The sequence below is a fragment of the Streptomyces sp. NBC_01255 genome (genome assembly GCF_036226445.1).
GTDB lineage: Bacteria > Actinomycetota > Actinomycetes > Streptomycetales > Streptomycetaceae > Streptomyces.
In genome coordinates this window covers 2,044,432-2,069,912 of the sequence record NZ_CP108474.1, presented here as the reverse complement: position 1 = coordinate 2,069,912, position 25,481 = coordinate 2,044,432, and the positions used below count along the sequence as shown (strand labels likewise).

The following is a 25,481-nucleotide window of genomic DNA, read 5'->3' as shown; positions in this document are numbered from 1 at the left end:
CAGGCGTGTGCTGTGCACAGTGACGTGCGCTGTGGACTGTGCTGTGGAGTGTGCTGTGACGTGTGACCCGCATGTGTGTATCACGCACTGTGGTGACACGTGAACCATGCGGGCCACAACAGCCTCATGTGGCGCGTGAACTGATCCGGCGTCAGGCCAGTTCGGCGGTGAGCGTGATCGTCGTGCCGGTGAGCGCCTGGCTGACGGGGCAGTTCTTCTTCGCGTCCTCGGCGAGCGCCTGGAACTGGTCGGCGTCCAGGCCCGGGACCTCGCCGCGCACGGTCAGGTGGATGCCCGTGATGCCCTTGCCCGGCTGGAAGGTGACGTCGGCCTGGGTCTCCAGGCGAGTCGGCGGGCTGCCCGCGTTGGCCAGACCGCCGGAGAAGGCCATCGAGAAGCAGGAGGAGTGCGCGGCGGCGATGAGCTCCTCGGGGCTCGTCTTGCCGTTCGGCTCGTCCTTCCGGGCCGGCCAGGAGACGTCGTACGAGCCGAGGCCGGACGAGTCGAGGGTGACGACGCCGGAACCCTTGAGGAGGTCGCCCTGCCAGACGGTGTGGGCGTGACGCACGGTGGCCATGGTGGATCCCTTTCGATCGGGTACGGCCCCCAAGCTACTGCGCCACAAGCCCCTTCGCGTCGCGCGCGAGCGCGGTGAGCCGGGAGATCGCCCGGAAGTACTTCTTGCGGTATCCGCCGTTCAGCATCTCGTCGCTGAAGAGCCGGTCGAAGGGCAGTCCGGAGGCGAGGACGGGTATCTCACGGTCGTAGAGGCGGTCGGCGAGGACGACGAGCCGGAGCGCCGTCGACTGGTCGGGGACCGGCTGGACGTCGGTGAGGCAGACCGCCGCGAGGTCGTCGGTGAGCGCGCCGTACCGGCTCGGGTGCACCTTGGCCAGGTGGTCGAGCAGGTGCGGGAAGTCGTCGAGGGAGGCGCCCGGCGTCGCGTACGCGGTCTCCGTGACGACCTGGTCGGAGTACGGGGCGGGGGCCTCGGGCAGGCCGCGGTGGCGGAAGTCCTCGCCGTCGATCCGCAGCGGCATGAAGTGCGCGGAGAGGCCCTGGATCTCGCGGAGGAAGTCGGCGGCGGCGAAGCGGCCCTCGCCGAGCTTGCCGGGGAGCGTGTTGGAGGTGGCGGCGAGGGCCACGCCCGCCTCGACGAGCTTGCCGAGGAGGCTGGAGACGAGGACGGTGTCGCCCGGGTCGTCCAGCTCGAATTCGTCGATGCAGAGGAGACGGTGCCCGCTGAGGGTCTTCACCGTCTGCTGGAAGCCGAGCGCGCCGACCAGGTTGGTCAGCTCGACGAAGGTGCCGAAAGCTTTCAGCGCCGGCTCGGCGGGGGTCGCGTGCCAGAGGGAGGCCAGCAGGTGGGTCTTGCCGACGCCGTACCCGCCGTCCAGGTAGACCCCGCGCGGCCCGCTCGGGGCGGCCGGCTTCTTGGCGAACCAGCGGCGCTTCCCGGCGCCGGTGGCGTGCGCCCCGCCGAGGCCCTCGGCGAAGCCGCTCAGGGCCTTGACGGCGTCCGTCTGGCTCGGCTGGTTCGGGTCCGGCAGGTACGTGTCGAAGCGGACGGAGTCGAAGCGAGGCGGCGGCACCATCTCCGCGACGAGACGGTCGGCGGGGACGTGGGGCTCTCGGGAGCAGAGCGAGAGCGGGGCCGCTTCGGTGGAAGCCGCTTCGGTGAGGGCGTGGGTCGACACAGTTCCCCACTGTAAGCGCCATGTCAGACTGCGAGGATGCGACGCCTGCTCCCTGTGACGGACATGACAGCCCACGAGACCACCGCGGGGGAGGCCCCGGAGACCGGTGCGGGGACCACCGCGGAGGCCCCGGCCGGTGGCCGGGAATGGTCCCTCGACGAGCTGGCCGACGCCTACGCGTACCCGGAGGGTGACCGTGTGTGGCTGCGGGCCAACATGGTCTCGTCCCTCGACGGGGCGGGCCAGCACGACGGCCGCTCCCAGCCGCTCTCCTCCGAGACGGACATGCGGATCTTCGGCACCCTTCGCGGGCTCGCCGACGTGATCGTCGTGGGCGCGGAAACGGTACGCCTGGAGGGGTACCGCCCGGCCAGGGCACGGGAGGCCTTCGCCGCCCGCCGGGCCGCCGCCGGGCAGGGTCCCGCACCCGTGATCGCCGTGGTCACCGCCTCCCTCGACCTTGACTTCTCGCTGCCGCTCTTCACGGAGCCGCTGGTGCGGACGCTGATCCTCACGGGGGCCGCCGCGCCCGCCGAGCGCGTACAGGCCGCCCGGAAGGCGGGCGCCGAGGTGCTGGTCGCGGGCGACGGGGCCGGCGTGGACCCGGCCCGCGCGGTCGCGGTCCTCGCGGAGCGCGGGCTGCGGCGCCAGCTGACCGAGGGCGGGCCCCGGCTGCTGGGTCAGTTCGTGGCGGCGGAGGTCCTCGACGAGCTGTGTCTGACGCTCTCGCCGACGATGACCGCGGGTGGCGCCCAGCGGATCGCCGGGGGTCCTTCGGTGGCCGTCCCGACACGCTTCTCCGTGGCTTCCGTGCTGGAGCAGGACGGCTTCCTCTTCACCCGCTACCGTCGGATCTGACAATCGGCGGAATTTGTCGTTCCGCTTTCCGTCCGCTGGGCACACTTATGTCGCAGACCCCGTGCGGGCACGGGGAAGGATGGTTTCCGCAGAAGGGCTCCTGAGGTGTTCACAAGCGTTCTGATGATCGAGAAGCCCCTGACCTCCGTCGACGTGGAGTTCGTCACCACGCTGCACGGCGACGAGGGCGTGTCCTTCATCGTCCTGATGCAGCCGCGTGGTGACCAGGCCGACGTGTTGTTGCGTGCCATCGACGACGTCGCCATGGGCGAACTGAAGGAAGCCGCCCACGAGGGCGGGGAACCGGAGGGCAAGGCCGCCCGGGTCCCCGCCGAGCTGGCCCTGGAGCACTCGCTCCAGGCCCTGAGAGACGCCGGCTGCGAAGCGGTCGGCCAGGTCGTCGAGGACCACCCGCTCACCAAGATGAAGGCGGTGGTCGAGGAGTCGGAGGCGGACGAGGTGATCGTTCTCACCGCTCCGCACTACGTGGAGGAGTTCTTCCACCGGGACTGGGCCTCCCGGGCCCGCCACAAGGTGGGCGTACCCGTACTGAAGCTCTTCGCCCACAGCGAGGAGTAAGGAACACCGAGGGTCCGTGTCCGCGCCCCGTGCAGGGGGCGCGGACACGGCGGCCTCTCACGGGCCGGGGACACGTCCGACCCCTCCGTGCCCCGGGCCGCCCGGCGCGAGCCACTAGGCTGGTCCTTCCAGTACGACACAGCCAGACCCACCCGGGGAGAGATCCACATGGCACCCGCCATCCCTGCCGCCATGGAACGGCCGCACTTCATCGGCATCGGCGGTGCCGGAATGTCGGGCATCGCGAAGATCCTCGCCCAGCGCGGCGCCAAGGTCGCCGGCAGCGACGCCAAGGAGTCCCCGACCGCCGAGGCCCTGCGTGCCCTCGGCGCCACCGTGCACATCGGCCACGCCGCCGAGCACCTCGCCGACGACGCCTCCGCCGTCGTCGTCTCCAGCGCCATCCGCGCCGACAACCCCGAGCTGGCCCGCGCCGCCGAGCTCGGCATCCCCGTCGTGCACCGCTCCGACGCGCTCGCCTCCCTCATGGACGACCTGCGCGCGATCGCGGTCGCTGGCACGCACGGCAAGACGACGACCACGTCGATGCTGGCCGTCGCCCTGACCGAGCTGGGCCTCGACCCCTCGTACGCCATCGGCGGCGACCTCGCCGGCCCCGGCACCAACGCCCGCCACGGCTCCGGGGACGTCTTCGTCGCCGAGGCCGACGAGAGCGACCGCAGCTTCCAGAAGTACGACCCCGAGGTCGCGATCGTCCTCAACGTCGAGCTGGACCACCACGCGAACTACGCCTCCATGGACGAGATCTACGAGTCCTTCGAGGCCTTCACCGCCAAGATCCGCCCGGGCGGCACCCTGGTCGTCGGCGAGCACGCCGGCGCCCGCGAGCTGGCCCGCCGGGTCGCGGACCGCGACGGCCTGAACATCGTCACGGTCGGCGAGTCCGAGGACTCCGACGCCCGGATCCTGAAGATCGCCCCGAACGGCATGAAGAGCGAGGTCGTCGTCCTCCTCGACGGCGTCGAGCACACCTTCACCGTCTCGGTCCCCGGCCGCCACTACGCCCACAACGCCGCCGCGGCCCTCGCCGCCGGCGCCCGCGTCGGCATCGACCCGGCCGAGCTGGCCCAGGCCCTCACCGCCTACACCGGCGTCGGCCGCCGCCTCCAGCTCAAGGGCGAGGCCGCGGGCGTCCAGGTCATCGACTCGTACGCGCACCACCCCACGGAGATGACCGCCGACCTGGAGGCCATGCGCGGCGCCGCCGGTGGCGCGCGCCTGCTCGTCGTCTTCCAGCCCCACCTGTTCTCCCGCACCCAGGAGCTCGGCAAGGAGATGGGCGACGCGCTGGCCCTCGCCGACGCCTCGGTCGTCCTCGACATCTACCCGGCCCGCGAGGACCCGATCCCCGGCATCACCAGCGAGCTGATCATCGCCGCCGCGCAGCGGGCCGGCGCCGACGTCACGCCTGTCCACGACAAGGCGACCGTCCCGGACGTCATCGCGGGAATGGCCAAGCCCGGCGATCTCGTTCTGACGATGGGCGCGGGCGACGTCACGGACCTCGGACCGCGCATCCTGGACCACCTGTCGAACTGAGGAGCATCCGATGACCGCGTACGAGGTCGAGAAGCCGGACGAGCAGTGGCGTGCGGAGCTCACCCCGGCGGAGTACCAGGTGCTGCGTCAGGCGGGCACCGAGCCCGCCTTCCGCGGGGAGTACACGGACACGAAGACGAAGGGCGTGTACTCCTGCCGGGCCTGCGGCGCGGAGCTCTTCACGTCGAACGAGAAGTTCGAGTCGCACTGCGGCTGGCCTTCCTTCTTCGACCCCAAGGACTCCGCGGCGGTCGAGCTGATCGACGACACCTCCCACGGCATGGTCCGCACCGAGGTCCGCTGCTCGCGCTGCGGCTCGCACCTGGGCCATGTCTTCGAGGGTGAGGGCTACCCCACGCCGACGGACCAGCGGTACTGCATCAACTCGATCTCGCTGCGCCTGGAGCCGGACGAGGGCTGATGCCCGGACGCCTCGTCACCAGCCCCCTGTGGTAGGACTATTGCGGATTGCAAACAGTCTTCAACGGGGGGCAGGGGAACGTGGCAGTCACGGTTCCGGATTGGGCGGACACACTTCTCGACCTGATCGGGGTGGCGTGGCCGAATGTCGACGAGGACGCGTACCGCGAGATGGCGGACGCTCTCAGGGAGTTCGCGGAGGACCTGGAGGACGACGGTCAGCTCGCGAACAACCACTTCGAGCGGCTGCTGTCGTCGGGTGAGGGCGAGGCGCTCGACGCGCTCAACGAGCACTGGGCGAAGATCAAGACCAAGCATCTGAAGGACATCTCGGGTGCGGCGCGGACGGTCGCGGGCGCTCTGGACACGGCCGCGGGCGCGATCGAGGGCATGAAGCTCGCCGCACTCGTCCAGCTGGGCTATCTCGCGGCCGAGGCCGGTATCGCGATCTCCCTGATCCCGGTGACGGGCGGACTGTCGGCGCTGATCGGCGCGGCGGCGATGCGGGCCACGCAAGAGGTCATCAAACGGCTGATCAAGGAGTGCGTGGAGGAGGCCGTCGGTTACGTCGTGGCCGCGATGACCGAGCCGGCGGTGGCCGCCCTTGAGGGCATGGCCGCCGACCTCGTCGTCCAGCTCGGCGCGGTGGCGATCGGTCTGCAGGACGGGGTGGACCTCGACCAGACCAAGGACGCCGGGCAGGACGGCTTCAAGGAGGGCGTCCAGTCGGGCAAGGAGGCCCTGAGCCTGGCCTCGGCCGGCGGCGGTGGCGGGTCGAAGGGCGGGGGGCTGAAGAACCTGCACATCGAGCATGCCGAGCACACCCACGCCTCCACCCAGCTCAACACCGTCAGCGCGGGCATCCACGGCAAGACCGCGGGCAAACTCACGAAGGCGAAGACCGCGCACGGCCGGACCCGGGGCCGTGACTCGATCGCCGACGCGATCGACCCGGTCGCGGACAAGGCCCTCGAAGCGCTCACCAAGGCCGCGAAGAACATGGGCGACCACGTCGGCCAGACGCTGCCCAAGGCCGTGAAGCAGATCTCGGTCGACCACAAGAACACCGACGACAACCTCCGCGACCGCTTCGCCCGCCAACGCAAGGGCGACCACGACAACAACGGGAACGGCGGGGGCGGCGGCGGGAACGGCGGGGGAGGTGGCGGTGGCGGCAACGGCCCGGGCAGCGGCAGCGGCAACAACCCCGGCGGAAACCGCATCTCACCGGCCCCGCCGTGGCACGGCAGCTCCGCCGGCAACATGAGGCACCACCGGACGGACCCGCTCGATGTCAGCCACCTGACGCCCGAACAGCAGCGGGCGGCGCTCGTCCAGGAGGCCCGCGACCTCGCCGACAAGGCGCGGAAAGCCGATCCGAACAACCCGAACGACCCCAAGCACCAGATCGACCTGGCCAAGACCCACTTCCCGCCGGGCACAAACCTGATCGACCTGGCGTGCTCCGGTAGCCTCCTGCACGACGGAACCGTCACGAGCCACTCCAGCTCCACCAAGGGAGCCGGCCAGAAGCTGCCCGACCTGCACCCCGCCATGCAATCGATCTACGACGACGTCAAGGCGCAGATCGAAGGCGAAGGCAGGAACCCGGGCGCGGGACACGGCAAATGCGCGGAGGCCAACCTGGTCTCGGACCGGCTGCGGAGCCTCGACCCCGACGGCACCTCGATCAAGTCGGCCGACGACGTACGCGAGGCCATGCGGGGATCACAGGTCTACAGCGTGCAGATCGGCGACCAGGTCAAACCGCACCCCCTCGGCCACGGCGAGTACAAAGCCCCGTGCCGATCGTGCGAGATCGCAATGGACATGGCGGGTGTCTCCGCCTACACCGGATAAGGAGTTCCCGTGCCGCGAATGGAAACCCGGGAGGACGTCGACGCCTGGTTCGGGGAACACGGATGGTTCCCCGGCCGCGTCGTGACCGATCAGGCGACGGCGATGATGAGGGAGGTCGCCGAGCAGTACCGAGAAGCAGGTTCCCCCGTGGAGCCCTTCGAGGCCGCGACCGCCTTCCTCACCGAACACGGCGGGTTGCGCCTGACGATCGACGCCCCCCGCGAGGAGTACCTCTACTTCACCCCCTACCTGGGCTACCGGTCGGCGCCGGCCGACGTCGCCGAACTGAGCCGCGACCTCGGCGTACGGCTCTTCCCGGTCGGCCTCGACAGCTCGGACTCGTCCCCGGTGCTCGTCGACGAGCAGGGCAGGTTCTTCTACCTGCACCACACGGGCGCCTACTACATGGGCGCCGACAAGCACGAGGCGATGATCAGCCTCGCCCACGCCCCCATGCAGGACGCGGAGGACTACTTTGTCTGACCTGGCGCCCGGCACGGCGGCGGGTTAGGAGCTCCCTGTGCCTCATCTCCGTGTCCCCGCGGACGTCGACGCCTGGTTCGCCGCGTACGGCTGGTATTCCGGTCGCGACGCCGCCGAGCAGGCTTCGGCGTTCGTGGCGGAGGTCGTCGAGGAGAGCCGGAAGGACGGGTTCCCGGTGGAGCCGTTCGCCGCCGCGACCGACTTCCTCACCGAGCACGCCGGGCTCCGGGTGATGCACGACGTCCAGCGCGAGGATCATTTCCACTTCACGCCCGTCCCCGTCTGGTGCGCTCTCTTCGAGGACATGGCGGAGCTGAGCCGTGGCCTGGGAGGAGTGCGCCTCTTCCCGATCGGCTGGGACTCCGGCGAGGGGGAAGTGTTCGTCATCGACGAGCAGAGCCGCTTCTTCAACATGAACAGCTTCGGCAACTATTACCTGGGCACTGGCAAGCACGAGGCCATGATCGGCCTCTTCCGCTGGCCCCTGCAGGACGCGGAGGATTTCTATGTCTGACCTGATTCCCGGCACGGCCGCGTCGTTGCTCATGCACGGCACGATCACCAGCCACACCAACCTCGCCGGTGACGGCGAGCCTCACCTTCACCCCGCCGTCCAGGAGTTCTTCGACGCGCTCCCGCCGTCCCTGCGCGAGCCGTTCATCGGCTACTGCGCCGAGTCCGCGCTCGTCTCCGACGAGCTCTACGGTCTCGACCGGCAGCGGGCCGACGGCCGGACCATCACCCTGGACGAGGCGGCCCCGCACTTCGAGGGCGCCGCGCTCGTCGCCCGTAAGATCCGCCCGCACGGCGACCCCGAGCACGGTACGGAGGCCGAGGTCTGCCGCTCCTGCACGGCGCTCCTCGACCGGCTCGGCATCGACGTCCTCCACGGCGAGGCGTGACCTTCCCGTGGACGACGTGGACGACGTGGACGACGTGGACGACGTGGACGACGTGGACGACGTGGACGACGTACTGACGAAGGCCGGCTGGCGGCAGGGGCGTGACGCGGGGGACGCCGCCATGCTGGCGATCCTCACGACGGTGACGGTCGGCGGGGGGAGCGTCTTCCCCGCCGCCGAGCGGGCCGTCCGCGAGTTCCACGGCCTGCGCGTCCCGCCCGCCCCGGACGGCGGGCGCGAGGTCGCCGCCACCGGCTGCGTCGTCGACCCCCGCGAGGCCCGCTTCGCGGCCCCGCAGCTCGACCGGCTCGCGGCCGACCTGGGAGTCCGGCTCTTCCCCTTGGGCCGTACGGACACGGACGCGCTGCTCGCCGTCGACGAGGAAGGCCGGCTCGTCCTGCTCGGCCCCGGCGGCGCCTGGCTCCTCGGGGCGACCGTCCGCGAGGGCCTGACGGCGCTCGCGGAGGGGATCGCACCGACACGACTCCGCGCGCCCCGTCGGCGTTTCCCGCTGCCCGGCGAGGGCGGCGACTCCGCCGACCTCGCCGCCGCCGTACGAGCCGCGCTCGTCGCCGTCTACGTCCTGCACAGCAGCGGCGTGTACGGCGCCCGGGCAGTGCGCCTGCGGGCGACCACCCTGCGGGGCATCGGCGTCGTGGCCGTGGACGAGGTCTTCCCGCTGGGCCCGGGCTCCCTGGACAGCAGTACCGAACCGCTGATCGCGGCGATGACCGCCCGCCTCGACGCCGCAGGCGTCCGCGCGGGCGGCTGCGAACTGACCTTGACGGTCACCGCCCCGCCGGGCACGGACGGTCCGTCCGCCACGGTGGAGTGCGCCGTGACGGTGGGCAACCCGGCGGAGGGACCCGTCCTGACCCTCTCGGCCGCCCCGGCCGCGTCCCTCGCCCCCACGGCGGCGATCCTGCACACCTGCGCCGAGGCCCTGGCCGCCTGGTCGGGAGTTCCACTCCGCCCCTGACGGCTCAGTGGACGGAGAAGCCGCCGTCCACGAAGAGCGACTGGCCCGTGACGTACGCGGAGGACGCGCTCGCCAGGAAGACGGCCGCGCCCGCGAAGTCCTCGGCGAGGCCGTTGCGGCCGACCATCGTGCGGGCGGCCAGGGCGGCCACCTTCTCCGGGTCGGAGGAGAGCCGCTGGTTGAGCGGGGTCATCACGAAGCCGGGCACCAGGGTGTTGGCCGTGACGCCGTGCGGGGACCAGGCCTCCGCCTGCGAGCGGGCCAGCGACTCCAGCGCGCCCTTGGACACCCCGTACGCCCCGCTCTGGACGAACGCGCGATGCGCCTGCTGGGACGTGACGTGGATGATCCGGCCGAAGCCCCGCTCGGCCATCCCGGGGCCGAAGCGCTGACCGAGGAGGAACGGCGCCTCGAGGTTCACGGTCATCGTCGTGTCCCAGACCTCGTCACCCAACTCGCCGAGCGGGGGCCGGAGGTTGATCCCGGCCGAGTTCACCAGGATGTCCGGCTCGCCGAAGACGGCCGCCGCCGCCTCCGCCCCGGCCTTGATGCCCTCGCGGGTGCTCAGGTCGGCGCTCACCCAGCCGGCCCGGCAGCCGGCGGCCGTCAGCTCGTCCACGGTCGCGACGAGCTCGCCCTCCTTGCGCGCCAGGACGACCACACGCGCCCCGGCCCGGGCCAGCGCCCCGGCGATGGCCCGTCCGATACCGGAACTGCCGCCGGTGACGAGCGCGGTGCGCCCGTCGAGCGAGAACAGCCCGGAGAGGTAGACGGCGGGGTTCGTGTCCATCGTGGCGCTCCTCGTGTCGTACGGCGCCGACTCGTCCCTGTGCGGTGGATGGCCGGTCCCCGCATCCTGGCACAGGGCCCTCGCGGGCAGATGACCCGCATCACGATCGCCGACCGGACCGGGCCGCCGCGCGGCACCCCACGCTGGGCGGGCCGGCGGTCACACCCAGGTGTAGTTCTCGTCGGTGACGGCGGGGAGGGCGGCATCGGTGACGGTGGCGCGGGGGTCGGGCAGGGCGGCGAGGGCTGGGCCGATGGGCGGGAAGATGGGCAGTTCGGCGGTCTTGCGGTAGTCGATCCATTCGACGACGCCGATCTCGTGGCTGCCGTCGGGCAGTTCGTCCTGTTCGACCTCGGCGAGGGTGGCGCGGAGTTCGGGGGTGATGTGGAGGCGGTAGATCAGGTGGAGTTTGCGCGGGGGCGGGGTGGGGCCGGGGCGGGTGACGCGCTGGTCGACGACCCACATCAGGTCGCCGCCTTCGGCCAGGGCGGTGTCGAGGTCGAGCTCTTCGGCGAGTTCGCGGGCGAGGGCCTGGTCGAGGTCTTCGCCGTGCTCGACGTTGCCGCCGGGCGGGGTGTAGTGGGTGGAGTCGGCGCGGTCGCGGCGGATGAGGGCGACGTCGTCGCCGCAGAACACCAGGGCCCCGGTACGGATCTTGATCCGGGAGAACGGGGCGGTCGTGGCGGCGGGTGTGCTGGTCATGGCGGCCAGTATCGCGGCCGGCCGGGTGGTCGGCCGACCGGGTGGTCGGTCAGGCGTCGGTCAGGCCGGGCACCGCGGCCGATCACGACGGCCCGACCGCGGGCGACCGAGGCTTGGCTATCTTGATCACATGACACGTAGTCACCTCGCCATAGCGACCGCCCTTCTGACCTGTCTCACGCTTTCCGCCTGCTCGGGGGGCGAGGTTCCGGAAGGGGCGCCGCCGGCAGCCGCAGGGAAGCCGTCCGCGGGCAGGACCGGCGAGGTGCAGCCCTTCAGGGACGACACCGACGTACCGCTGACCAGGCAGCTCAGCCGGGGCGAGCTCACCCAGGCGATCCCCGACGCCGAGGACGTGGTCCCCGGCTACTACCCCGGCAGCCTGCACAAGACCATGCCGGGGGAGCCAGACGACTGTGCTCCCTCGGAGGCCCCCGCCCCGGCCGGTTGGCAGCGGGCAGGCAGCGGCGATTACGACTACCAGGGATCGACCCGCTCGCGGGAGATCGATCTGGACGTCTGCCAGTTCGACAACGCCGTGCACGCGAAGACGGCGTACGACCGGTGGCAGGACCGGGACGAGAAGACTCCCGCCAAGATGCCCTCTCAGGTCGGAGAGGAATCGGTCTTCCTCGCGTACACCGGATCGAGCGGCACGGTCTACGGCTACAGCAGGTCCGGCACCGTCGTCCTCCGAGTCCGGGTCAAGGACGCGGGCGGGGATCCCACCGACGCCCATGACGTGCTGGCTGCCACGATCAAGCGACTCCAGCAGGTCCAGGCAGGCCGGAGGGCCACGGCGACAGCAGCCGAGGTCGCCGCAGCCGAGCAAGCCCGACGCTAGGTGAAGGCGGACGGCACGGTCACCTGGCCTTGAAGACGTACTTCTCGACCTCGCGGCGGTCGCGGTTCCAGAACGTGACCGAGGGGTTGGGGCCGACCGTGACGAACTTGACCTCGTCGGACACCGCGATGTCGAGCGGCGCTCCCTGCTCGGCCTGCTTGGGGTTCGCGAGAGCGAGCCCGAACGACTCGTAGGTGACCGTCTTCTCGCCCCCGAGGAAGAGCTTCATACCCGCGTACGCCTTCTCCTTCGGCCCGATCGTGGCGATGGCCGTCGGCTTGGACTCCATCGGGCCGAGGGGGTTCTCGGTCTCCTGGCCGAAATAGACGAACGGGTAGTGGTAGAGCGTGCAGGGCTTGTCGGAGTTGTTGGTGGCGGTGAGGAGGAGGTGCTGGCCCGAATCCCTCGGCCAGTACGACGTGTCGTACGAGAGGTCGTCGTCGACGCATGCCTCGGCGGCCGCCGTGCTGCCCCCGTCTCCGCCGCCGTCGCCGGGCGTGGCGGAGTCGGTCGCGACGGGCGGGGCGGCCGACTCGCTGGGCGCGGTGGTCTCGGTCGCACCCGGAGTGCTGGGCTGCTCGGAGCCGGTCGTCGCGCTCGCGCTACCCGAGGGCGTCGCACCCGACGCCCCGTCGTCCGAGCCGCCGCCCGGCTGACAGGCCGTGGACGAGAGGAGCGCGGCGACCGCCGCGGCTCCCAGGGCGTACGTCTTCCAACTCTTCCGGGCAGCGCCCATGGTGAACCCCCGTGTGCATCACTTGGCTAGAACGATGTGGCTGACGATCCGATTCTGTACCGGCGCCGCCACGCTATGCCGTTCCTCTCTGGTTTGTGACGAACCGAGGACGTGACTCCTCCCCCTCATGAATGAGGGGGCTTCTCGCTATGCCGGTGGGGCTTCGCGACGGACCAGCCCGGCCCGTAGGACGTTCAGGGCGCCCACCGTGTCCGCGTGCGCCGAGTGGCCGCAGGATTGGCAGTGGAACTTCTCCTGGGTGGGCCGGTTCTCCGCTGAGACGTGCCCGCATTCGGGGCAGGTCCGGGAGGTGTTGCGGGGGTCCACGGCGATCACTTCCCTACCGGCGCTTTCAGCCTTGCTGGTGAGGATCGTGAGGAACACCCCCCATCCGGCATCGTTGATCGAGTGGTTGAGTCCGGCCTTCGCGGCGGCCCCGTTGGGCAGGAATCCGCCCGACGTCTCGGGGGCGGGCTTCGGCGCAGGGGCCTTGACCATGTTGCGGATCTTGAGGTCTTCGTGCGCGATGAAGTCGTGCTCCCGCACGAGGTCAAGAGCGGTCTTGTGCGCGTGATCGAGCCGCAGACGGCAGACCCTGCGGTGCAGGTCGGCAACCTTCTGGACGGCCCGCCGGTGGTTGGCGGTGCGCTTGTCGCGGCGAACACGCGGGAACCGGGCGAGGGCATGCTGTGCGGCTTCGAGCTTCGCAGCGGCCTTACGGCCGTGGCGGGGGTTGGCGACATGCTCACCGTTGGAGGTGGTAAGGAACGAGGCTATGCCCATGTCGATGCCGACCACTCTGCCCGTCTGGGGCAACGGCTCGGGCTGCATCTGTTCGGCGGTCAGGATGACGTACCAGCGCTTGCCTTCACGCTTGACGGACACGGTCTTGACCGTGCCGACCACCGGCCGATGCTGGTTGACCTTGACGTGCCCCACACCCTGGAGCCGTACGCGGGTGGCGGGGTCGCGCGGGGTGGAGTCCCAGCGGCAGCCGTCGCCGTCCCTGGGGAAGTCCACCGTGTCGAACCAGTTGACGCCCCGGAAACGTGGGTAGCCCGGGGTGTCGCCGGCCTTGACCCGGCGGAAGAACGCGGCGAACGCCTTGTCCAACCGGCGCAAGGTCGCCTGCTGCGACGAGAATGACCAGCGGCCCTGCCGCTCCGGGGCAAACGCCCTGATGTCCTTGAGCTGTGCGGACTGCTGGCCATACTTGATGCTCGTCTTCGACACGTGCCGGTAGGCGTCACGGCGCTCTTGGAGTGCCCCGTTGTAGAGGGAACAGTGATCGCGCAGCATCTCGCCCAGTGCGACCCGCTGGCCCACAGTGGGCCGCATCAGGGACTTGTACGCACGAATCACCCCAGCCCACCCCCTCACCGCCACCCTAGAGCCGGCCACCGACAGCAACGGCCCTCCTGGCGACAAGTCGCCACCCGCCGAGAATCAAACCGCCAGCCCGGCCACCAGCCGACGAGGGTCAGCTCCCGATACCTGCGCGCCGAGTGCACCGGCCGGATCAACGGCATCGGGATGGGGGCCGTCTTCTGATCCCGCACCCACCTCGCAGGCCCCTACGTCGGCGCACCGGCGAGCATCGCCCAAGGAGTGCATCGAGAAACAGAAGCGGCCCGTCCGACCGCCACCCTGGAGGCGCTGAGAACTCCGCCGCTTTGCGGCTCCGGGGCAAGGAGTGATGCTTCCGGTCGTTCGCCGTCTCAGGCCAGGCGGGCGAGGAAATCCGTCCACATGGCGGGGGAGAGGGCGAGTTGGGGGCCGGTGGGGTTCTTGGAGTCGCGGATGTGGACGGTGGAGGGGCAGGAGGCGACCTCGACGCAGTCGCCGTCACCGCCACTGCTGTAGCTCGACTTATGCCAGGAGAGGGCGACTTCGACGCAGTCGTCTCCGCTGCCACTGCTGTAGCTGCTCTTGAACCAGGCCAGGTCTGTGGTCCTCATGGTGCTCCTCGCATCTCCCGCAGCAGGCTCACGGACTCCTCGAAGGACAGAGCCTGTGCCCGCATCCTGGCATACCGCTTCTGGAGGATGCTGACCACTTTGGGGTCCGAGAGGAGGAGGCCGTTCTCCTGTCCCTCGCAGTATGCGTACCACTTGTTCTCCGGGGTCTCCAGGAGACGCATGGGTCCGCTGAGACCTGCGTGGTGCCCGCGCGACTGCGGCATGATCTGGAAGTCGATGTTGCGGCGTGCGCAGATGCCGAGGATGTGTGCGACCTGCTCGCGCATGACCTCAGGACCGCCCGTCTGGCGGCGCAGGACGTGCTCCTCCACGATGAAGCTGTAGATGGTGTGGGGGCGGTCCGTCAGCAGCTTCATCCGCTTGACGCGGGCCGCGAGCTTCGTCTCGACCTCCTCGTCGCCCAACGCCGGGATCTGCTCGTCGAACAGTGTCTTCGCGTACGCGGGAGTCTGGAGCAGACCCGGCACCAGCCGGTTCTCGTACGTGTAGAGCGTCACCGCCTGGGCCTCCAGCTTTGCCCACTGGCGGAACCAACTCGCGAGCCCCGGGTTCCGCGCCACGTGCTTCGCCGCACCCCGGATCGCCCCGAAGGCGTCCAGTACCACCTCCGACCGGTCCACGTAGGCGGCCGGGGGAAAGCGTCTGCCCTGCTCGATCGAGGCCACCGTCGGCACCGAGTACCCCACCATCGGAGCGAAGCGCTCCTGCGTGAGTCCGGCCCGTTTGCGGAAGGCCTTGACCACCTCTCCGAAGGCCTTCAGGCTGTCCGTCGACTCCGGTTCGCCCCCGTTCGTCGCCTCGTCCGACGCCTCGTCCGTCACTTCGTCCGGAACCTCGTCCATCACCCGGCCACCTCCCGCACCCGTGCGCTCGCCTGGAACGCACCCATCGTCACGGGTAGTTACCGGTACCGTCCAGAGCGTGAACTCGTACGCTGTCGCGGCGTACGAGTTTCTGACCTGGTAACCAGCCCTGCGCGGCGCCACATTGGCCCCATGACCACCCCCGTGACCCGCGAAGTGCCCGTCACCGTACGTGTGTTCGTGCAGCGCTTCAGCTCCACCCCGCGCGGAGCCCGGCTCGCCCGCCGCCTCGCCGTGCACCAGCTCCACCGTTGGGGCTTCCCGTACGGCTCCGAGGCCTCCGGCACCGTCGAGCTGCTCGTCGCCGAGCTCGCCGCCAACGCCGTCACCCACGGGCGGGTGCCCGGGCGCGACTGCGAGCTGACGCTCACGTACACGCCCGGGCTGCTGCTCCGGGTCGACGTCTCCGACACCAGGGGCGAGCGCCGGCCGCCCTGCGGGGCGCCGGACCGTGCCAGGCTCATCGACGGCGAGGGCGGGCGTGGTCTGCTCCTCGTCGAGGCGCTGGCCTCGCGGTGGACGGTGCTCGACCGCGTACCGGTCGGGAAGACCGTACGGGCGGAGCTCGATCTGCCCCGGACCCGGAGCGGCCGGCCTGCGTGTCCCTCAGGCGGGTAGACCGTCATGCAAGATCGACTCAGGCAGTCACGAGGAGACAAAGACATGGGCTTTCACCTTCACCTTCGAGCGGTGGCAGAGAATGAGGTCCGGGACGACCACGCCTCGCTGGAAGAGTTCATGAGCGCGGCCTGGGACAACCACGAAGCCGAGTACGCGGCAGGCATCGCGGAGTCCATAGCCAAGGACTTCGGCCCCCTTAACGACCTCTACCTGGCAGGGCCCACGCTCATCGGCGGGACTTCGTCATGGGAACTGCCGATCTACGGGGGTCGGATCGTCCCCGCCCACACGGACCGGCAGTCGCCCTTCGTCATCCTTGCTCCGGACGAGGTCGCCACGGTCGCGGACCTGCTCGCCGGGGCCTCCTTCGAAGCACTCTGGCAGGTGGAGGGGGCCAAACTCACCGCGCCGTACGCTCAGTGGGAGGACCCGGAAGGCGCGGCCAAGCAGAACTACGTTGCCCACCACACCGGCCTTCGGGACTTCTACAGCCGCGCGGCCACCGCACACCGCGCCGTCGTCAAGGCGTTCTGGTACTAGGACCTGTTGCGAACGTAGAGGTGGGCATACCTCCGGTCATCTCAGCACGGCCCCGGTCCACCGTCACCTGGCCCAGGACGGGCTACGGTCCTGCTCATCAGGAGATCGCACTGGCGAGCGGCACCTACGTCGAGGGGCCGGCTCAAGCGCGTTGTCGGAGAATTGCACGGCGGGCGGTTCCGGGGAGAAGCGCGGATGTCGGCAGCCGCGGCGCGCGGACCAGACAAGATGCCTGCGATCATCAGGCTCGCTCCGAGGCTGCCCACGGCGACGCCGAACACGCATGCTGGCCAAGACGTCCATAAAGGCGGGTCCGTCGCCAGCCTGGCCGCCGATCAGGACACAGGGGTGAGGGACGACAGCAGCCGTCGGCAGTGAGACGGATCGAGGCGGCGACGGGCGGAACGATGCTTTCCTTCAGGCGGAGGGTTGGGGGCGGTTGTGGTCGCGCCAGGCCCGGGGCGAGATGCCATAGGCCTGTTTGAACACCTTGCTGAAGTGGGTCGCGTCGGCAAAGCCCCAGCTTCGACCGATCGCCGCAATGGTCTTGTGCCGACCCTGTGGGGCGGCCAGCTCCCGCTTGCATTCCGCCAGGCGGTGCGTGCGGATCCAGTCTCCGAGGCTGATACCCGACCGGGCCAGCACGGTGTAGAGATGACGGACCGAAATGCCGTGCGCGGCGGCGATCCGCGTCGCCGACAGGTCGGGATCTGCGAGGTGTGCCCGTATGTAGTGCGTGATGCGCAGGCCGAGTGTTTCCGCCAGTGGCCCCCGGGCCAGGTCCGCCTTTCCGACCTGGGCTGCCACGACAGCCCGGACGAGTTCGACACTGGGCTCCACGACCGCTTCAGCGGGCCGGCCCCGGTGCAGCTCTTCGCTGACGGCCAGTTGGCGAAAGTAGGCAGAGGCCAGACGAGCAAGAGGGTTGTCGGAGGTGAGGGCTACCGCGGTGACATCCCGGAGCGACCTCTCGGGCAGCGCGAGTGCCGCGCGGGGAAAACGGAGGAAGTGCTGGTCGACCCCCTCGTTGAAGAGGAGGGTGTAGGGGGTGGACGTGTCGTAGAGGGCGAAGTCTCCCGGCTTCAGCAGGGCTTCGCGATCGTTCTGCACCACCACACTGGTCCCGGTCACCTGAAGGCCAAGAAAGACGGCCGGCTCGACATCCTCTCGCGCCAGCCGCGGAGTCCGCTGAATAGTGAGCGCAGTCGCTCGCGCCGAGCAGACCCCGATGGGCCCTACGGTATCCAGCCCGATGTGCACCGCGAGGTCATCGGGCGGCAGATGGTGTTCGATATCGATCCGTACGACGGACTCCCACACGGCGTACCGGACCACCTCTTCCCGGTCTCGCGGTGGAACAGAGGTGGTGTCCAGGACGGGGCTCACCGGACAGGCACGGGTCGGGACCCGCTGTCGGCACTGCGGTGCAACGCCTCGGCTCCTACCCTCACAAGTCGCCCCCAGCGCAGTCAGCCAGGCACCAGAGTGGCAGAGGCCAGTCATGCCACGCAACGAGGTCGAGGCGCAGAGGCTGCATTCAACAATGCACAGGCAACAAGGTTCCCTGCACGCATGACACGTCGCGCGTGCTGCATCCGTCCTAAGTTCTTCGAAGCCATGTGAGGTGGCTTGACGATGATTTGGGAGTGCCGATGTCTGGTTCACCGACCGTGCTGTTGGTCGTCGCAGTGGTCTGGTTGTCGATCTCGCTCATCCCGATGCGCAGCATCCCGGCCGGCAGGGCGTGGGGGATGATCGTTCTGGGTGTCTCGGTTCTCCTCGTTCTGGTTGCCGGCTTCTTCGCCTCGCAGGTGGAGGTCAGCGACTCCTACCAGGGCGAGTCCCCCACCCTCCTCGTGATGCTCGTCGCGGCGATCGTCCTGGCGCCCGGCGCGATCGTCGCTCTCGTACGCCGGGGCAAAAGGGACTAAGACCTGTTGCGAACGTGGATCTTCCTTTGCCATGATCACGGTTTGGCGTGAGGGGATGGCGGACCGGCAATGAGGCATGAGCCGAAGGCGTGGTACAGCGCCAGAACCTTCTATAGATGGCTGACCTGGGAAAACCGTCCCTTCGAGGAGCGTGTCGTGCTGTTCCGAGCACGGTCCCTCGACGAGGCCGTCGAACTGGCCGAGCGGGAGTCGGCCGAGTACGCCAGGGAGGGCGACCTCGAAGTCCTCGACATGGTGCAGGCATACCGGATCTCCGACGGCGACGAGGAGATGGGCGCGGGTACGGAGGTGTTCTCCAAACTGCATGCGCTCGACCTCCCGGCGAACGCGTTTCTCGACCGCTACGACTCAGGACCGGCACACACTCAGATCAGCGAGTGATGTCGTTCGCGAGGCGGCCGGCAGAGTTGACGTACCGCCGGCCCACCACGCCTTACCGTGGTGCCGTCGCCGTGGTCATGAACATCGGCAGTGCCAGGAAGAGCCGGTCGGTCTCGGCCCGCGTGCGCTGTTCGGTCATCCAGGTGTCGGCCTGCTCGTGGGTGACGAGTCCGGTCGAGCGGGCTGCTTCCGCCAGTCCGAGGAGCACGGGCAGCATCGCCGGGCCGGTGAACACGCCGGTGTGCACCTCGACCGCCACGTCGTCGAAGCCGGCGTCCAGCAGCAGGCTGCGGTACCGGCGGGCGGCGCGTGGGGCGGTGGTCAGGTCGGCGCGGGCATGGACGAGGGTGCGGGTGAGGGCCGGATCGTCGGAGTCGATGACGATAGTGTCCCAGTCCTGGCCGATCAGGACGATCCGCCCTCCGGGCGTGAGCACTCGGCGGGCTTCTGCCAACGCCCGTTCCGGCTCTGCCAGTTCGTGGAACACCTTGTCTGCCCGGTAGCCGTCCACCGAGCCGTCCGTCAGCGGCAGTTCGTACGCCCCCGCGATCCGGAAGTCCTCCTCGGGCCACCGGCCTCGGGCGACGGCGATCATCTGCTCGCTCGGATCCACGCCGACTGCTCGCACGCCCCGTTCGGACAGTTCCCTCACCGCTCGTCCGGCGCCGCAGCCCACGTCCACCACGGACTCTCCTGGCCCGGCTCCGATCATGTCGTAGGAGAGAGAGCGCAGTTCGTGGGCGCCGGGCAGTCGGTCGGCGGCGTCCAGGCGCGCGATGAGACCGTCCGTCGACCGGCCGTCATGCTCCGTTTCCTTGGTCATGAGTGCCAGGCTGCGACTTAATGTCGGCATGAAGTCAAGCGCGTGCGAGGCGATGAGCATCGGGGCCATCGCGGAACGTTTCGGTCTGGCCACGCACGTCCTCCGTCATTGGGAGGAGGTGGGGCTGCTCACGCCCGCGCGTGACGCCGCCGGCCGCCGCCGCTACGGGGCCGCCGACCTCACACGCGTCGCCGTCATCCTGCGCGCCAAGGAGGCGGGGCTCGCCCTCGACACCATCCGCGCTCTGGTCGCCACCGCCGATCCCGCCCGGCGCAGGGGCCTCCTGCGCGAGGAGGCCGAGGCGCTGCGCTCGCGGATCGCGGCGGCTCAGGCGTCCCTCGCACTCATCGAATGCGCTCTCGGCTGCGACCACGAGGACGTCACCCGGTGCGCCCATTTCCAGCGGGTGGTGGCCGATCGCATCGGCCTCGGCACTGGCGCCGCCGACCGTCCGTAAAAGAACTCGGATCTGCCGGACGAGCGACGTACCCTGAGCCGTTTCCACGCTATCTGGGAGTGTCATGACAAGTAGGTTCACCGAGTTGGCCGTTGACTGCCACGATCCGGAGGCGCTCGCGGCCTTCTGGTGCGAGGTCCTGGACTTCAAGGTGATCGACCGGAACGAGGGTCTGATCGAGATCGGCTCCTGGGTGCCGACCGCCGAGGAAGTCCGGGCCCGCCAGATGCCGCCCACCATGTGCTTCGACAAGGTGCCCGAGGGCAAGACCGTGAAGAACCGGCTGCATCTCGACATCAGCCCGATCGACGTCAGCACCGAGGACGAGGTGACCAGGCTGATCGGCCTCGGCGCCACCAAGGTGGACGTGGGCCAGGGGCCGGACCGGAGCTGGGTGGTCATGGCCGACCCCGAGGGCAACGAGTTCTGCGTTCTGCGCACCCTGGCGCCGTAGAGCTCCGGCGCCGCCGTGCGTTCGGCCCGCACTGGATGTGCGGGCCGACGCGTCGACGTTCAGGTGGTCCTACGGGGCCGGAGCCGGGGCGTACCCCGCGGGGCTGGTGGTGAAAGTGCCCCGGCCCTGGGTGCGGCCGCGGAGGCGGGACGCGTAGCCGAAGAGCTCGGCCAGCGGGACCGTCGCCGACACCACCGCCGTACCGGAGCGGGTCGTCTGGTCCGTCACCCGGCCCCGGCGGGCCGCGAGGTCGCCGAGGACCGCGCCGACCGACTCCGCCGGGACGGTGACCGTCACCTCGGCCACCGGTTCCAGGAGCGTCATCGCGCTGGCGCGGAGCGCCTCGCGCAGGGCGAAGCGGCCCGCCGTGCGGAACGCCATCTCCGAGGAGTCCTTCGGATGCGTGGCGCCGTCCGTGAGCGTGACCCGGACGCCCGTCACCGGGTGGCCGCCGAGGGGGCCCTCGACGAGTGCGTCCCGGCAGCCGGCCTCGACCGCGCGGATGTACTCCTGCGGTACGCGACCGCCCGTGACCGTGGAGCGGAAGGTGAATTCCGAGTCCGAGTCCGAGCCCGTCGGTTCGACGTCGACGACCACGTGGGCGAACTGGCCCGCGCCGCCGTCCTGTTTGACGTGACGGTAGAGCAGACCGGTGACACCCTTCGCCACCGTCTCCCGGTACGCGACCTGCGGACGGCCGACCGTCACCTCAAGGCCCCGGTCGCGCCGGAGCTTCTCCACCGCGACCTCCAGGTGCAGTTCGCCGAGGCCCGACAGGACCGTCTGGCCCGTCTCCGGGTCGGACCGTACGACGAGCGACGGGTCCTCCTCGGAGAGCCGGGCGAGCGCCGTCGCCAGACGGCCGGTGTCCGTGCTCCGGCGGGCCTCCACGGCGACCGAGACCACCGGGTCGGCGGTCGTCGGCGGTTCGAGGACGACCGGCGCGTCCGGAGCGCAGAGCGTCGCGCCCGGGCGGGCGGTCTTCGGGCCGACGACGGCGACGATGTCCCCGGCGCGCGCCGCGTCCAGCTCCGTCGCCCGGTCGGCCTGGACACGCAGGATGCGGGAGATCCGCTCGGTGCGGCCGGTGGTGGTGTCGAGCACGGTGTCTCCCTTCGTGAGCGTGCCCGCGTAGACGCGGACGTAGGTCATGCGGCCGGTGGCCGTCGCGGTCACCTTGAACGCGAGCGCCGTGAACGGTGCCGCGGGGTCCGCCGGCGTCTCGCCGCGTACCGGAGGCATGTCGGACGGTGCCGGGAGGTACGCGACGACGGCGTCGAGGAGCGGCTCGGTGCCACGGTTGCGGTAGGCCGAGCCGCAGAGGACGACCACGGCCTCGCCGGTGAGGGTGAGGTCGCGGAGCGCGCCCGTGAGCGTCTCCGCGGAGAGCGCGTCCGTCGCGCAGAACTCGTCCAGAGCCGCCGGGTGCAGCTCCGCCACCGTCTCCTCCAGGCGTCGCCTGCGGTGCCGGGCCTCGTCCCGGAGCCCGTCGGGGACCGGCAGGACGGTGTACGTGTCGGCGCCGTCGGCCCACACGTACGCCCGCATCCGGACCAGGTCCACGACGCCGGTGAAGCCGTCCTCGCGCCCGATCGGCAGCTGCACGGGGAGCGGGACGGTGCCGAGCCGCGTACGGATCGACTCCACGGCGCCGTCGAGGTCCGCGCCCGCGCGGTCGAGCTTGTTGACGAACGCGATGCGCGGGACGCCGTGCCGGTCCGCCTGCCGCCACACCGTCTCGCTCTGCGGCTCGACGCCCGCGACGGCGTCGAAGACGGCGACGGCGCCGTCGAGGACGCGCAGCGAGCGCTCGACCTCGTCGGAGAAGTCGACGTGACCCGGTGTGTCGATCAGGTTGATCCGGTGGCCGGCCCAGTCGCAGCTGACGGCCGCGGCGAAGATCGTGATGCCCCGGTCCCGCTCCTGCGGGTCGAAGTCGGTGACGGTCGTGCCGTCGTGGACCTCGCCGCGCTTGTGGATGGCACCGGTGAGGAAGAGGATCCGCTCGGTGACGGTGGTCTTGCCCGCGTCGACGTGGGCGAGGATGCCGAGGTTGCGGATGACGGGCGTGAGGTTCGTACGCACGGTGTCGTGCCTTTCGCTGCTGCGTGGAGAACAGGGCAGCGCGATTCCCGGACGAAGGTCAGGTGTGTGACGTCGTCACGGGCGGCGATGGCGGGCGCGCAGCCGCCACCGCTCGGCGGAGGAGGCGAGGATCACGTCGTACCGGGCACGGGAGGAGGACACGGCGACGGCACGGTGGCTGCGCACGGTCTTCTCCCCTCGGTCGGACGGCTCCCGACGCACCGATCGGTGCGCCGAGACGTGAGTGTAGGGAGAGCGGCGGGCCGAGCGACAGCGGTTTTCGCCCGCCGTCCGGATCAACCGCGTTGTTAGCCTTGCCCTTTGACCAGGGGTGGAGACGAGAGATGACAGCGACCACGTTTCGTATCGGCGGGGACCTGAGCGTGCGGAGGCTCGGATTCGGAGCCATGCGCCTGCCGGCCGGGCCGGGTGAGGCCCGCGAGGCCTCCCTCCAGGTGGCCCGCCGGGCCGTCGAGCTCGGCGTCACGCTGATCGACACCGCTCACATGTACGGCTGGGGCGCCAACGAAGAGCTCCTCGCCGAAGCCCTGCACCCGTACGCCGACGGGCTGCTCATCGCCACCAAGGTCGGCATCGTGCGTACGGACTCGGCGGAGGGGTGGAAGCACGACGCACGGCCGGACGCCCTGCGCGACCAGGTCGAGCAGGCTCTCCGGCGGCTGCGCGTCGAGCGGATCGAGCTGCTCCAGCTGCACCGCATCGACCCGGGAACGCCCCTCGCCGACCAGCTCGGGGCCCTGCGGGAGCTCCAGGCGGAGGGCAAGGTCGGACGGATCGGCCTGTCCGAGGTCACCGTCACCGAACTCGACAGGGCGCGGGAGATCGTCGACATCGCGAGCGTGCAGAACCGCTACAGCCTGGTCGACCGCGAACACGAGCCCGTGCTCGCGGCCTGCGAGGCGGCGGGCATCGCGTTCCTGCCGTGGCGGCCCGTCGCCGGAGAGGCGCCGGGCGGCGCGGCGGCCGAGATCGCCGCCGTCGCCTCCGAACTCGACGCCACTCCCGCGCAGGTCTCCCTCGCGTGGCTGCTCGACCGCTCGCCGGTGATCCTCCCGATCCCGGGCACCGGGCGCGTGGCACACCTGGAGGAGAACGTCGCGGCGGCAGACCTCCGTCTGACACCGGCCCAGCGCGACCGGCTCGACCGGCTGTCCGGGCAGGCGTAGGCGTCGCTACGAGGAGGGGGCGTCGTCCGCCGGCTGGAGGAGGTCCCATCGGTTGCCGTAGAGGTCCTCGAAGACGGCGACCGAGCCGTACGGCTCGTGGCGCGGCTCCTCCTTGAACACGACCCCCGCCGCCGTCATCCGGGCGTGGTCGCGGGCGAAGTCCTCGGTGTGGAGGAAGAAGCCGACCCGGCCGCCCGTCTGGTTGCCGACCGAGGCCGCCTCGGCCTCGTTCTTCGCGCGGGCCAGGAGCAGGCCCGCGTTGCCGAGGCCGCCGACCCCGGCCGCGCCGCGCGGGCGGACGACGACCCAGCGACTGCCGTCGCCCCGGTCGGTGTCCTCGACGAGGTCGAAGCCCAGGGCGTCGGTGTAGAAGGCGATGGCCTCGTCGTAGTCACGGACGACGAGGGTGACGAGTGCGATGGACGGCATGGGGTCAAAAGTAATACGGAGGAATCTACCCGCGTCAACCGGCTCGCCCGGTGCGAGAATGCCGCGCATGGACGCGCAGCAGTTCGACCGGCTCGCCGCCCGGGCGCGCGCCCTCGCGGAGCAGGAGCAGGAGCAGGGGCAGAGGCAGGGGCAGGGGCAAGGGGAGACGCCGGGGCCCGGCGCGCGCCACCGGCCGATACTCGGCATCGCGGGCGCGCCCGGGGCGGGGAAGTCCACGCTGGCCGCCCGGCTCGTCGCGCGCCTCGACGGGCTCGCCGTCCTCGTCCCGATGGACGGCTTCCATCTCGCGCAGGCCGAACTGGAGCGCCTCGGCCGGGCCGGCCGGAAGGGCGCTCCCGACACCTTCGACGCCGCCGGGTACACGGCTCTCCTCGCCCGGCTCCGCGCCCCCGCGCCCGGCACCACCGTCTACGCCCCGGCCTTCGACCGCTCGCTCGAGGAGTCGATCGCCGGGGCGGTACCCGTACCGCCCGACGTCCCGCTCGTCGTCACCGAGGGCAACTACCTCCTCCACGACGAGGGCCCCTGGGCCGCGGCCCTGCCCCTCCTCGACGAGGTCTGGTACCTGGACCTGGACGACCGCCGCCGCGTCCCCCGACTCGTCGAGCGACACGTCCGCTTCGGCAAGGACCGGGCCCGGGCCGAGCGCTGGGTCCACGACTCGGACGAGGTCAACGCCCGTGTGGTGGCCCGGAGTCGGGACCGCGCGCACCTGATCGTGAGGATGAGTTAGCGGGACAGTACGATCGCGTGTCATGGTCACGGAATCAGGGCAGAGCAGCGTCCAGGACGCGGTCGAGCTGGTCTACCGGCCGACGCGCGCCGACATCCTCACGGCCGTTCTCGTGCGCGAGCGGCTGCGGCGCCTCCACCTCGTCCGATGGGGTTTCACGCTGTTGTTCGGCGGCAGCGCCCTGCTGCTCGTGGTCGCGCAGCGGAGCTTCACCGTGCCGATCGCGCTCGCCGCCTTCTGCGCCGTCCTGATCTGGGCGACACCCCACATCCAGGCGAACCACGCGCTGCGCACGGTCGAATGGCAGGGCGAGTACCGGGCCTCCGTGAGCGGGACGGGGATCACGACCGAAACCGAGCACGTGACGCTCCTCCAGCGCTGGTCGGTCTTCCGCGGCTACCGCGAGACCCGTGACCACGTGGTGCTCCTCAGCCGCGACCCGAACATCCTGCTCGCGGAGGTCCTGCCCAAGCGCGGGCTCAGCTCCCCGGAAGAAGCGGAGCAGCTGCTCGACGTGGTGAGCAACCACCTGCCGCGCGTCTGAAC

At 70.5% G+C, this 25,481-nt stretch carries 31 protein-coding genes and 1 pseudogene; 20 read left to right on the top strand and 12 right to left on the bottom strand.

Going from position 1 to position 25,481, the window contains the following annotated elements:
* Window positions 1–151: 151 nt before the first annotated feature.
* Both OG357_RS08990 and zapE read right to left on the bottom strand, forming a co-directional pair.
* Complete coding sequence (locus OG357_RS08990) at window positions 152–577, bottom strand: OsmC family protein (protein ID WP_329620660.1); 426 nt, start codon at window positions 575–577, stop codon at window positions 152–154.
* Between the two features lie 34 nt (window positions 578–611).
* A complete protein-coding gene (gene zapE, locus OG357_RS08985; protein WP_317600153.1) occupies window positions 612–1,697 on the bottom strand; it encodes a cell division protein ZapE in 1,086 nt (361 codons plus the stop codon).
* A 36-nt stretch (window positions 1,698–1,733) separates the two neighbouring features.
* On the opposite strand from zapE, the gene OG357_RS08980 reads away from it, so the two are divergent.
* The 10 genes and pseudogenes from OG357_RS08980 to OG357_RS08940 all read left to right on the top strand — a co-directional run bounded on the left by OG357_RS08980 (window position 1,734) and on the right by OG357_RS08940 (window position 9,338).
* The gene (locus OG357_RS08980; RefSeq protein ID WP_329620659.1) at window positions 1,734–2,555 is read left to right on the top strand and encodes a pyrimidine reductase family protein; all 822 of its coding nucleotides are present in this window, start codon (window positions 1,734–1,736) and stop codon (window positions 2,553–2,555) included.
* A gap of 105 nt (window positions 2,556–2,660) precedes the next feature.
* The gene (locus OG357_RS08975) at window positions 2,661–3,134 is read left to right on the top strand and encodes an indole-3-glycerol phosphate synthase (RefSeq protein WP_329620658.1); all 474 of its coding nucleotides are present in this window, start codon (window positions 2,661–2,663) and stop codon (window positions 3,132–3,134) included.
* A 168-nt stretch (window positions 3,135–3,302) separates the two neighbouring features.
* Entirely contained in the window at window positions 3,303–4,694 is a 1,392-nt protein-coding gene (gene murC / locus OG357_RS08970) for a UDP-N-acetylmuramate--L-alanine ligase (RefSeq protein WP_329620657.1), read from the top strand.
* Between the two features lie 10 nt (window positions 4,695–4,704).
* Window positions 4,705–5,115 carry a peptide-methionine (R)-S-oxide reductase MsrB gene (msrB, locus tag OG357_RS08965; RefSeq protein WP_329620656.1) on the top strand — a complete coding sequence of 137 codons (411 nt, stop codon included), beginning with the start codon at window positions 4,705–4,707 and terminating at the stop codon, window positions 5,113–5,115.
* A gap of 80 nt (window positions 5,116–5,195) precedes the next feature.
* Window positions 5,196–6,260 (top strand): annotated as a pseudogene (locus OG357_RS38830) (WXG100-like domain-containing protein); the annotation flags it as partial.
* 117 nt (window positions 6,261–6,377) lie between these two features.
* Complete coding sequence (locus OG357_RS38825; protein WP_443066799.1) at window positions 6,378–6,974, top strand: YwqJ-related putative deaminase; 597 nt, start codon at window positions 6,378–6,380, stop codon at window positions 6,972–6,974.
* A gap of 18 nt (window positions 6,975–6,992) precedes the next feature.
* Window positions 6,993–7,457, top strand: a complete 465-nt coding sequence (locus OG357_RS08955) for an SUKH-3 domain-containing protein (protein ID WP_329625532.1) — start codon at window positions 6,993–6,995, stop codon at window positions 7,455–7,457.
* A 37-nt stretch (window positions 7,458–7,494) separates the two neighbouring features.
* Window positions 7,495–7,971 carry an SUKH-3 domain-containing protein gene (locus OG357_RS08950; protein ID WP_329620655.1) on the top strand — a complete coding sequence of 159 codons (477 nt, stop codon included), beginning with the start codon at window positions 7,495–7,497 and terminating at the stop codon, window positions 7,969–7,971.
* Window positions 7,964–8,359 (top strand): YwqJ-related putative deaminase, encoded by a 396-nt coding sequence (locus tag OG357_RS08945; protein WP_329620654.1) that lies wholly within the window; start codon window positions 7,964–7,966, stop codon window positions 8,357–8,359. The genes OG357_RS08950 and OG357_RS08945 overlap by 8 nt, the downstream gene beginning before the upstream one ends.
* A 7-nt stretch (window positions 8,360–8,366) precedes the next feature.
* Entirely contained in the window at window positions 8,367–9,338 is a 972-nt protein-coding gene (locus OG357_RS08940) for an SUKH-3 domain-containing protein (RefSeq protein ID WP_329620653.1), read from the top strand.
* Between the two features lie 4 nt (window positions 9,339–9,342).
* Here the strand turns inward: OG357_RS08940 and OG357_RS08935 are convergent, their stop codons facing one another.
* Window positions 9,343–10,128 (bottom strand): SDR family NAD(P)-dependent oxidoreductase, encoded by a 786-nt coding sequence (locus OG357_RS08935; RefSeq protein WP_329620652.1) that lies wholly within the window; start codon window positions 10,126–10,128, stop codon window positions 9,343–9,345.
* A 159-nt stretch (window positions 10,129–10,287) separates the two neighbouring features.
* Window positions 10,288–10,830 carry an NUDIX domain-containing protein gene (locus tag OG357_RS08930; RefSeq protein ID WP_329620651.1) on the bottom strand — a complete coding sequence of 181 codons (543 nt, stop codon included), beginning with the start codon at window positions 10,828–10,830 and terminating at the stop codon, window positions 10,288–10,290.
* Between the two features lie 130 nt (window positions 10,831–10,960).
* On the opposite strand from OG357_RS08930, the gene OG357_RS08925 reads away from it, so the two are divergent.
* Entirely contained in the window at window positions 10,961–11,674 is a 714-nt protein-coding gene (locus OG357_RS08925) for a hypothetical protein (RefSeq protein WP_329620650.1), read from the top strand.
* Between the two features lie 19 nt (window positions 11,675–11,693).
* Here OG357_RS08925 and OG357_RS08920 read toward each other — a convergent pair whose 3' ends face one another.
* The 4 genes from OG357_RS08920 to OG357_RS08905 all read right to left on the bottom strand — a co-directional run bounded on the left by OG357_RS08920 (window position 11,694) and on the right by OG357_RS08905 (window position 15,231).
* Window positions 11,694–12,410, bottom strand: a complete 717-nt coding sequence (locus OG357_RS08920; protein ID WP_329620649.1) for a DUF4232 domain-containing protein — start codon at window positions 12,408–12,410, stop codon at window positions 11,694–11,696.
* 147 nt (window positions 12,411–12,557) lie between these two features.
* Complete coding sequence (locus tag OG357_RS08915) at window positions 12,558–13,772, bottom strand: RNA-guided endonuclease InsQ/TnpB family protein (protein ID WP_329620648.1); 1,215 nt, start codon at window positions 13,770–13,772, stop codon at window positions 12,558–12,560.
* Between the two features lie 356 nt (window positions 13,773–14,128).
* The gene (locus OG357_RS08910; protein WP_329620647.1) at window positions 14,129–14,368 is read right to left on the bottom strand and encodes a DUF397 domain-containing protein; all 240 of its coding nucleotides are present in this window, start codon (window positions 14,366–14,368) and stop codon (window positions 14,129–14,131) included.
* Complete coding sequence (locus tag OG357_RS08905) at window positions 14,365–15,231, bottom strand: helix-turn-helix domain-containing protein (RefSeq protein ID WP_329620646.1); 867 nt, start codon at window positions 15,229–15,231, stop codon at window positions 14,365–14,367. Before OG357_RS08905 ends, OG357_RS08910 begins: the two co-directional genes overlap by 4 nt.
* A gap of 153 nt (window positions 15,232–15,384) precedes the next feature.
* On the opposite strand from OG357_RS08905, the gene OG357_RS08900 reads away from it, so the two are divergent.
* Window positions 15,385–15,870 carry an ATP-binding protein gene (locus OG357_RS08900; protein WP_329620645.1) on the top strand — a complete coding sequence of 162 codons (486 nt, stop codon included), beginning with the start codon at window positions 15,385–15,387 and terminating at the stop codon, window positions 15,868–15,870.
* A 6-nt stretch (window positions 15,871–15,876) separates the two neighbouring features.
* Window positions 15,877–16,413 (top strand): DUF1877 family protein, encoded by a 537-nt coding sequence (locus OG357_RS08895; RefSeq protein ID WP_329620644.1) that lies wholly within the window; start codon window positions 15,877–15,879, stop codon window positions 16,411–16,413.
* 417 nt (window positions 16,414–16,830) lie between these two features.
* On the opposite strand, the gene OG357_RS08890 is transcribed toward OG357_RS08895, so the two are convergent.
* On the bottom strand, window positions 16,831–17,799 hold the full coding sequence (locus OG357_RS08890; RefSeq protein ID WP_329620643.1) for a helix-turn-helix domain-containing protein: 969 nt from the start codon (window positions 17,797–17,799) through the stop codon (window positions 16,831–16,833).
* A 266-nt stretch (window positions 17,800–18,065) separates the two neighbouring features.
* On the opposite strand from OG357_RS08890, the gene OG357_RS08885 reads away from it, so the two are divergent.
* Both OG357_RS08885 and OG357_RS08880 read left to right on the top strand, forming a co-directional pair.
* Window positions 18,066–18,344, top strand: a complete 279-nt coding sequence (locus tag OG357_RS08885) for a hypothetical protein (RefSeq protein WP_329620642.1) — start codon at window positions 18,066–18,068, stop codon at window positions 18,342–18,344.
* Between the two features lie 69 nt (window positions 18,345–18,413).
* Entirely contained in the window at window positions 18,414–18,746 is a 333-nt protein-coding gene (locus OG357_RS08880; protein ID WP_329620641.1) for a DUF4288 domain-containing protein, read from the top strand.
* Window positions 18,747–18,798: 52 nt separating this feature from the next.
* On the opposite strand, the gene OG357_RS08875 is transcribed toward OG357_RS08880, so the two are convergent.
* Window positions 18,799–19,569, bottom strand: coding sequence for a methyltransferase domain-containing protein (locus OG357_RS08875; protein ID WP_329620640.1), 771 nt, complete (start codon window positions 19,567–19,569; stop codon window positions 18,799–18,801).
* Window positions 19,570–19,597: 28 nt separating this feature from the next.
* Here OG357_RS08875 and OG357_RS08870 point away from each other — a divergent pair, with 28 nt between their 5' ends.
* Together OG357_RS08870 and OG357_RS08865 are read left to right on the top strand one after the other, a co-directional pair.
* Window positions 19,598–20,026 carry a MerR family transcriptional regulator gene (locus OG357_RS08870; protein WP_329620639.1) on the top strand — a complete coding sequence of 143 codons (429 nt, stop codon included), beginning with the start codon at window positions 19,598–19,600 and terminating at the stop codon, window positions 20,024–20,026.
* A 64-nt stretch (window positions 20,027–20,090) separates the two neighbouring features.
* Window positions 20,091–20,480 carry a VOC family protein gene (locus OG357_RS08865; protein ID WP_329620638.1) on the top strand — a complete coding sequence of 130 codons (390 nt, stop codon included), beginning with the start codon at window positions 20,091–20,093 and terminating at the stop codon, window positions 20,478–20,480.
* A gap of 69 nt (window positions 20,481–20,549) precedes the next feature.
* Here the strand turns inward: OG357_RS08865 and fusA are convergent, their stop codons facing one another.
* Window positions 20,550–22,565, bottom strand: coding sequence for an elongation factor G (gene fusA, locus OG357_RS08860; protein WP_329620637.1), 2,016 nt, complete (start codon window positions 22,563–22,565; stop codon window positions 20,550–20,552).
* Between the two features lie 344 nt (window positions 22,566–22,909).
* Here fusA and OG357_RS08855 point away from each other — a divergent pair, with 344 nt between their 5' ends.
* Window positions 22,910–23,752, top strand: coding sequence for an aldo/keto reductase (locus OG357_RS08855; RefSeq protein WP_329620636.1), 843 nt, complete (start codon window positions 22,910–22,912; stop codon window positions 23,750–23,752).
* A 6-nt stretch (window positions 23,753–23,758) separates the two neighbouring features.
* Here OG357_RS08855 and OG357_RS08850 read toward each other — a convergent pair whose 3' ends face one another.
* A complete protein-coding gene (locus OG357_RS08850; protein WP_329620635.1) occupies window positions 23,759–24,181 on the bottom strand; it encodes a VOC family protein in 423 nt (140 codons plus the stop codon).
* A gap of 58 nt (window positions 24,182–24,239) precedes the next feature.
* Here OG357_RS08850 and OG357_RS08845 point away from each other — a divergent pair, with 58 nt between their 5' ends.
* Window positions 24,240–24,935: a nucleoside/nucleotide kinase family protein gene (locus OG357_RS08845; protein WP_443066645.1), complete on the top strand. Its 696-nt coding sequence runs from the start codon at window positions 24,240–24,242 to the stop codon at window positions 24,933–24,935.
* Between the two features lie 22 nt (window positions 24,936–24,957).
* Complete coding sequence (locus OG357_RS08840) at window positions 24,958–25,479, top strand: YcxB family protein (protein WP_329620633.1); 522 nt, start codon at window positions 24,958–24,960, stop codon at window positions 25,477–25,479.
* Window positions 25,480–25,481 lie beyond the last annotated feature (2 nt).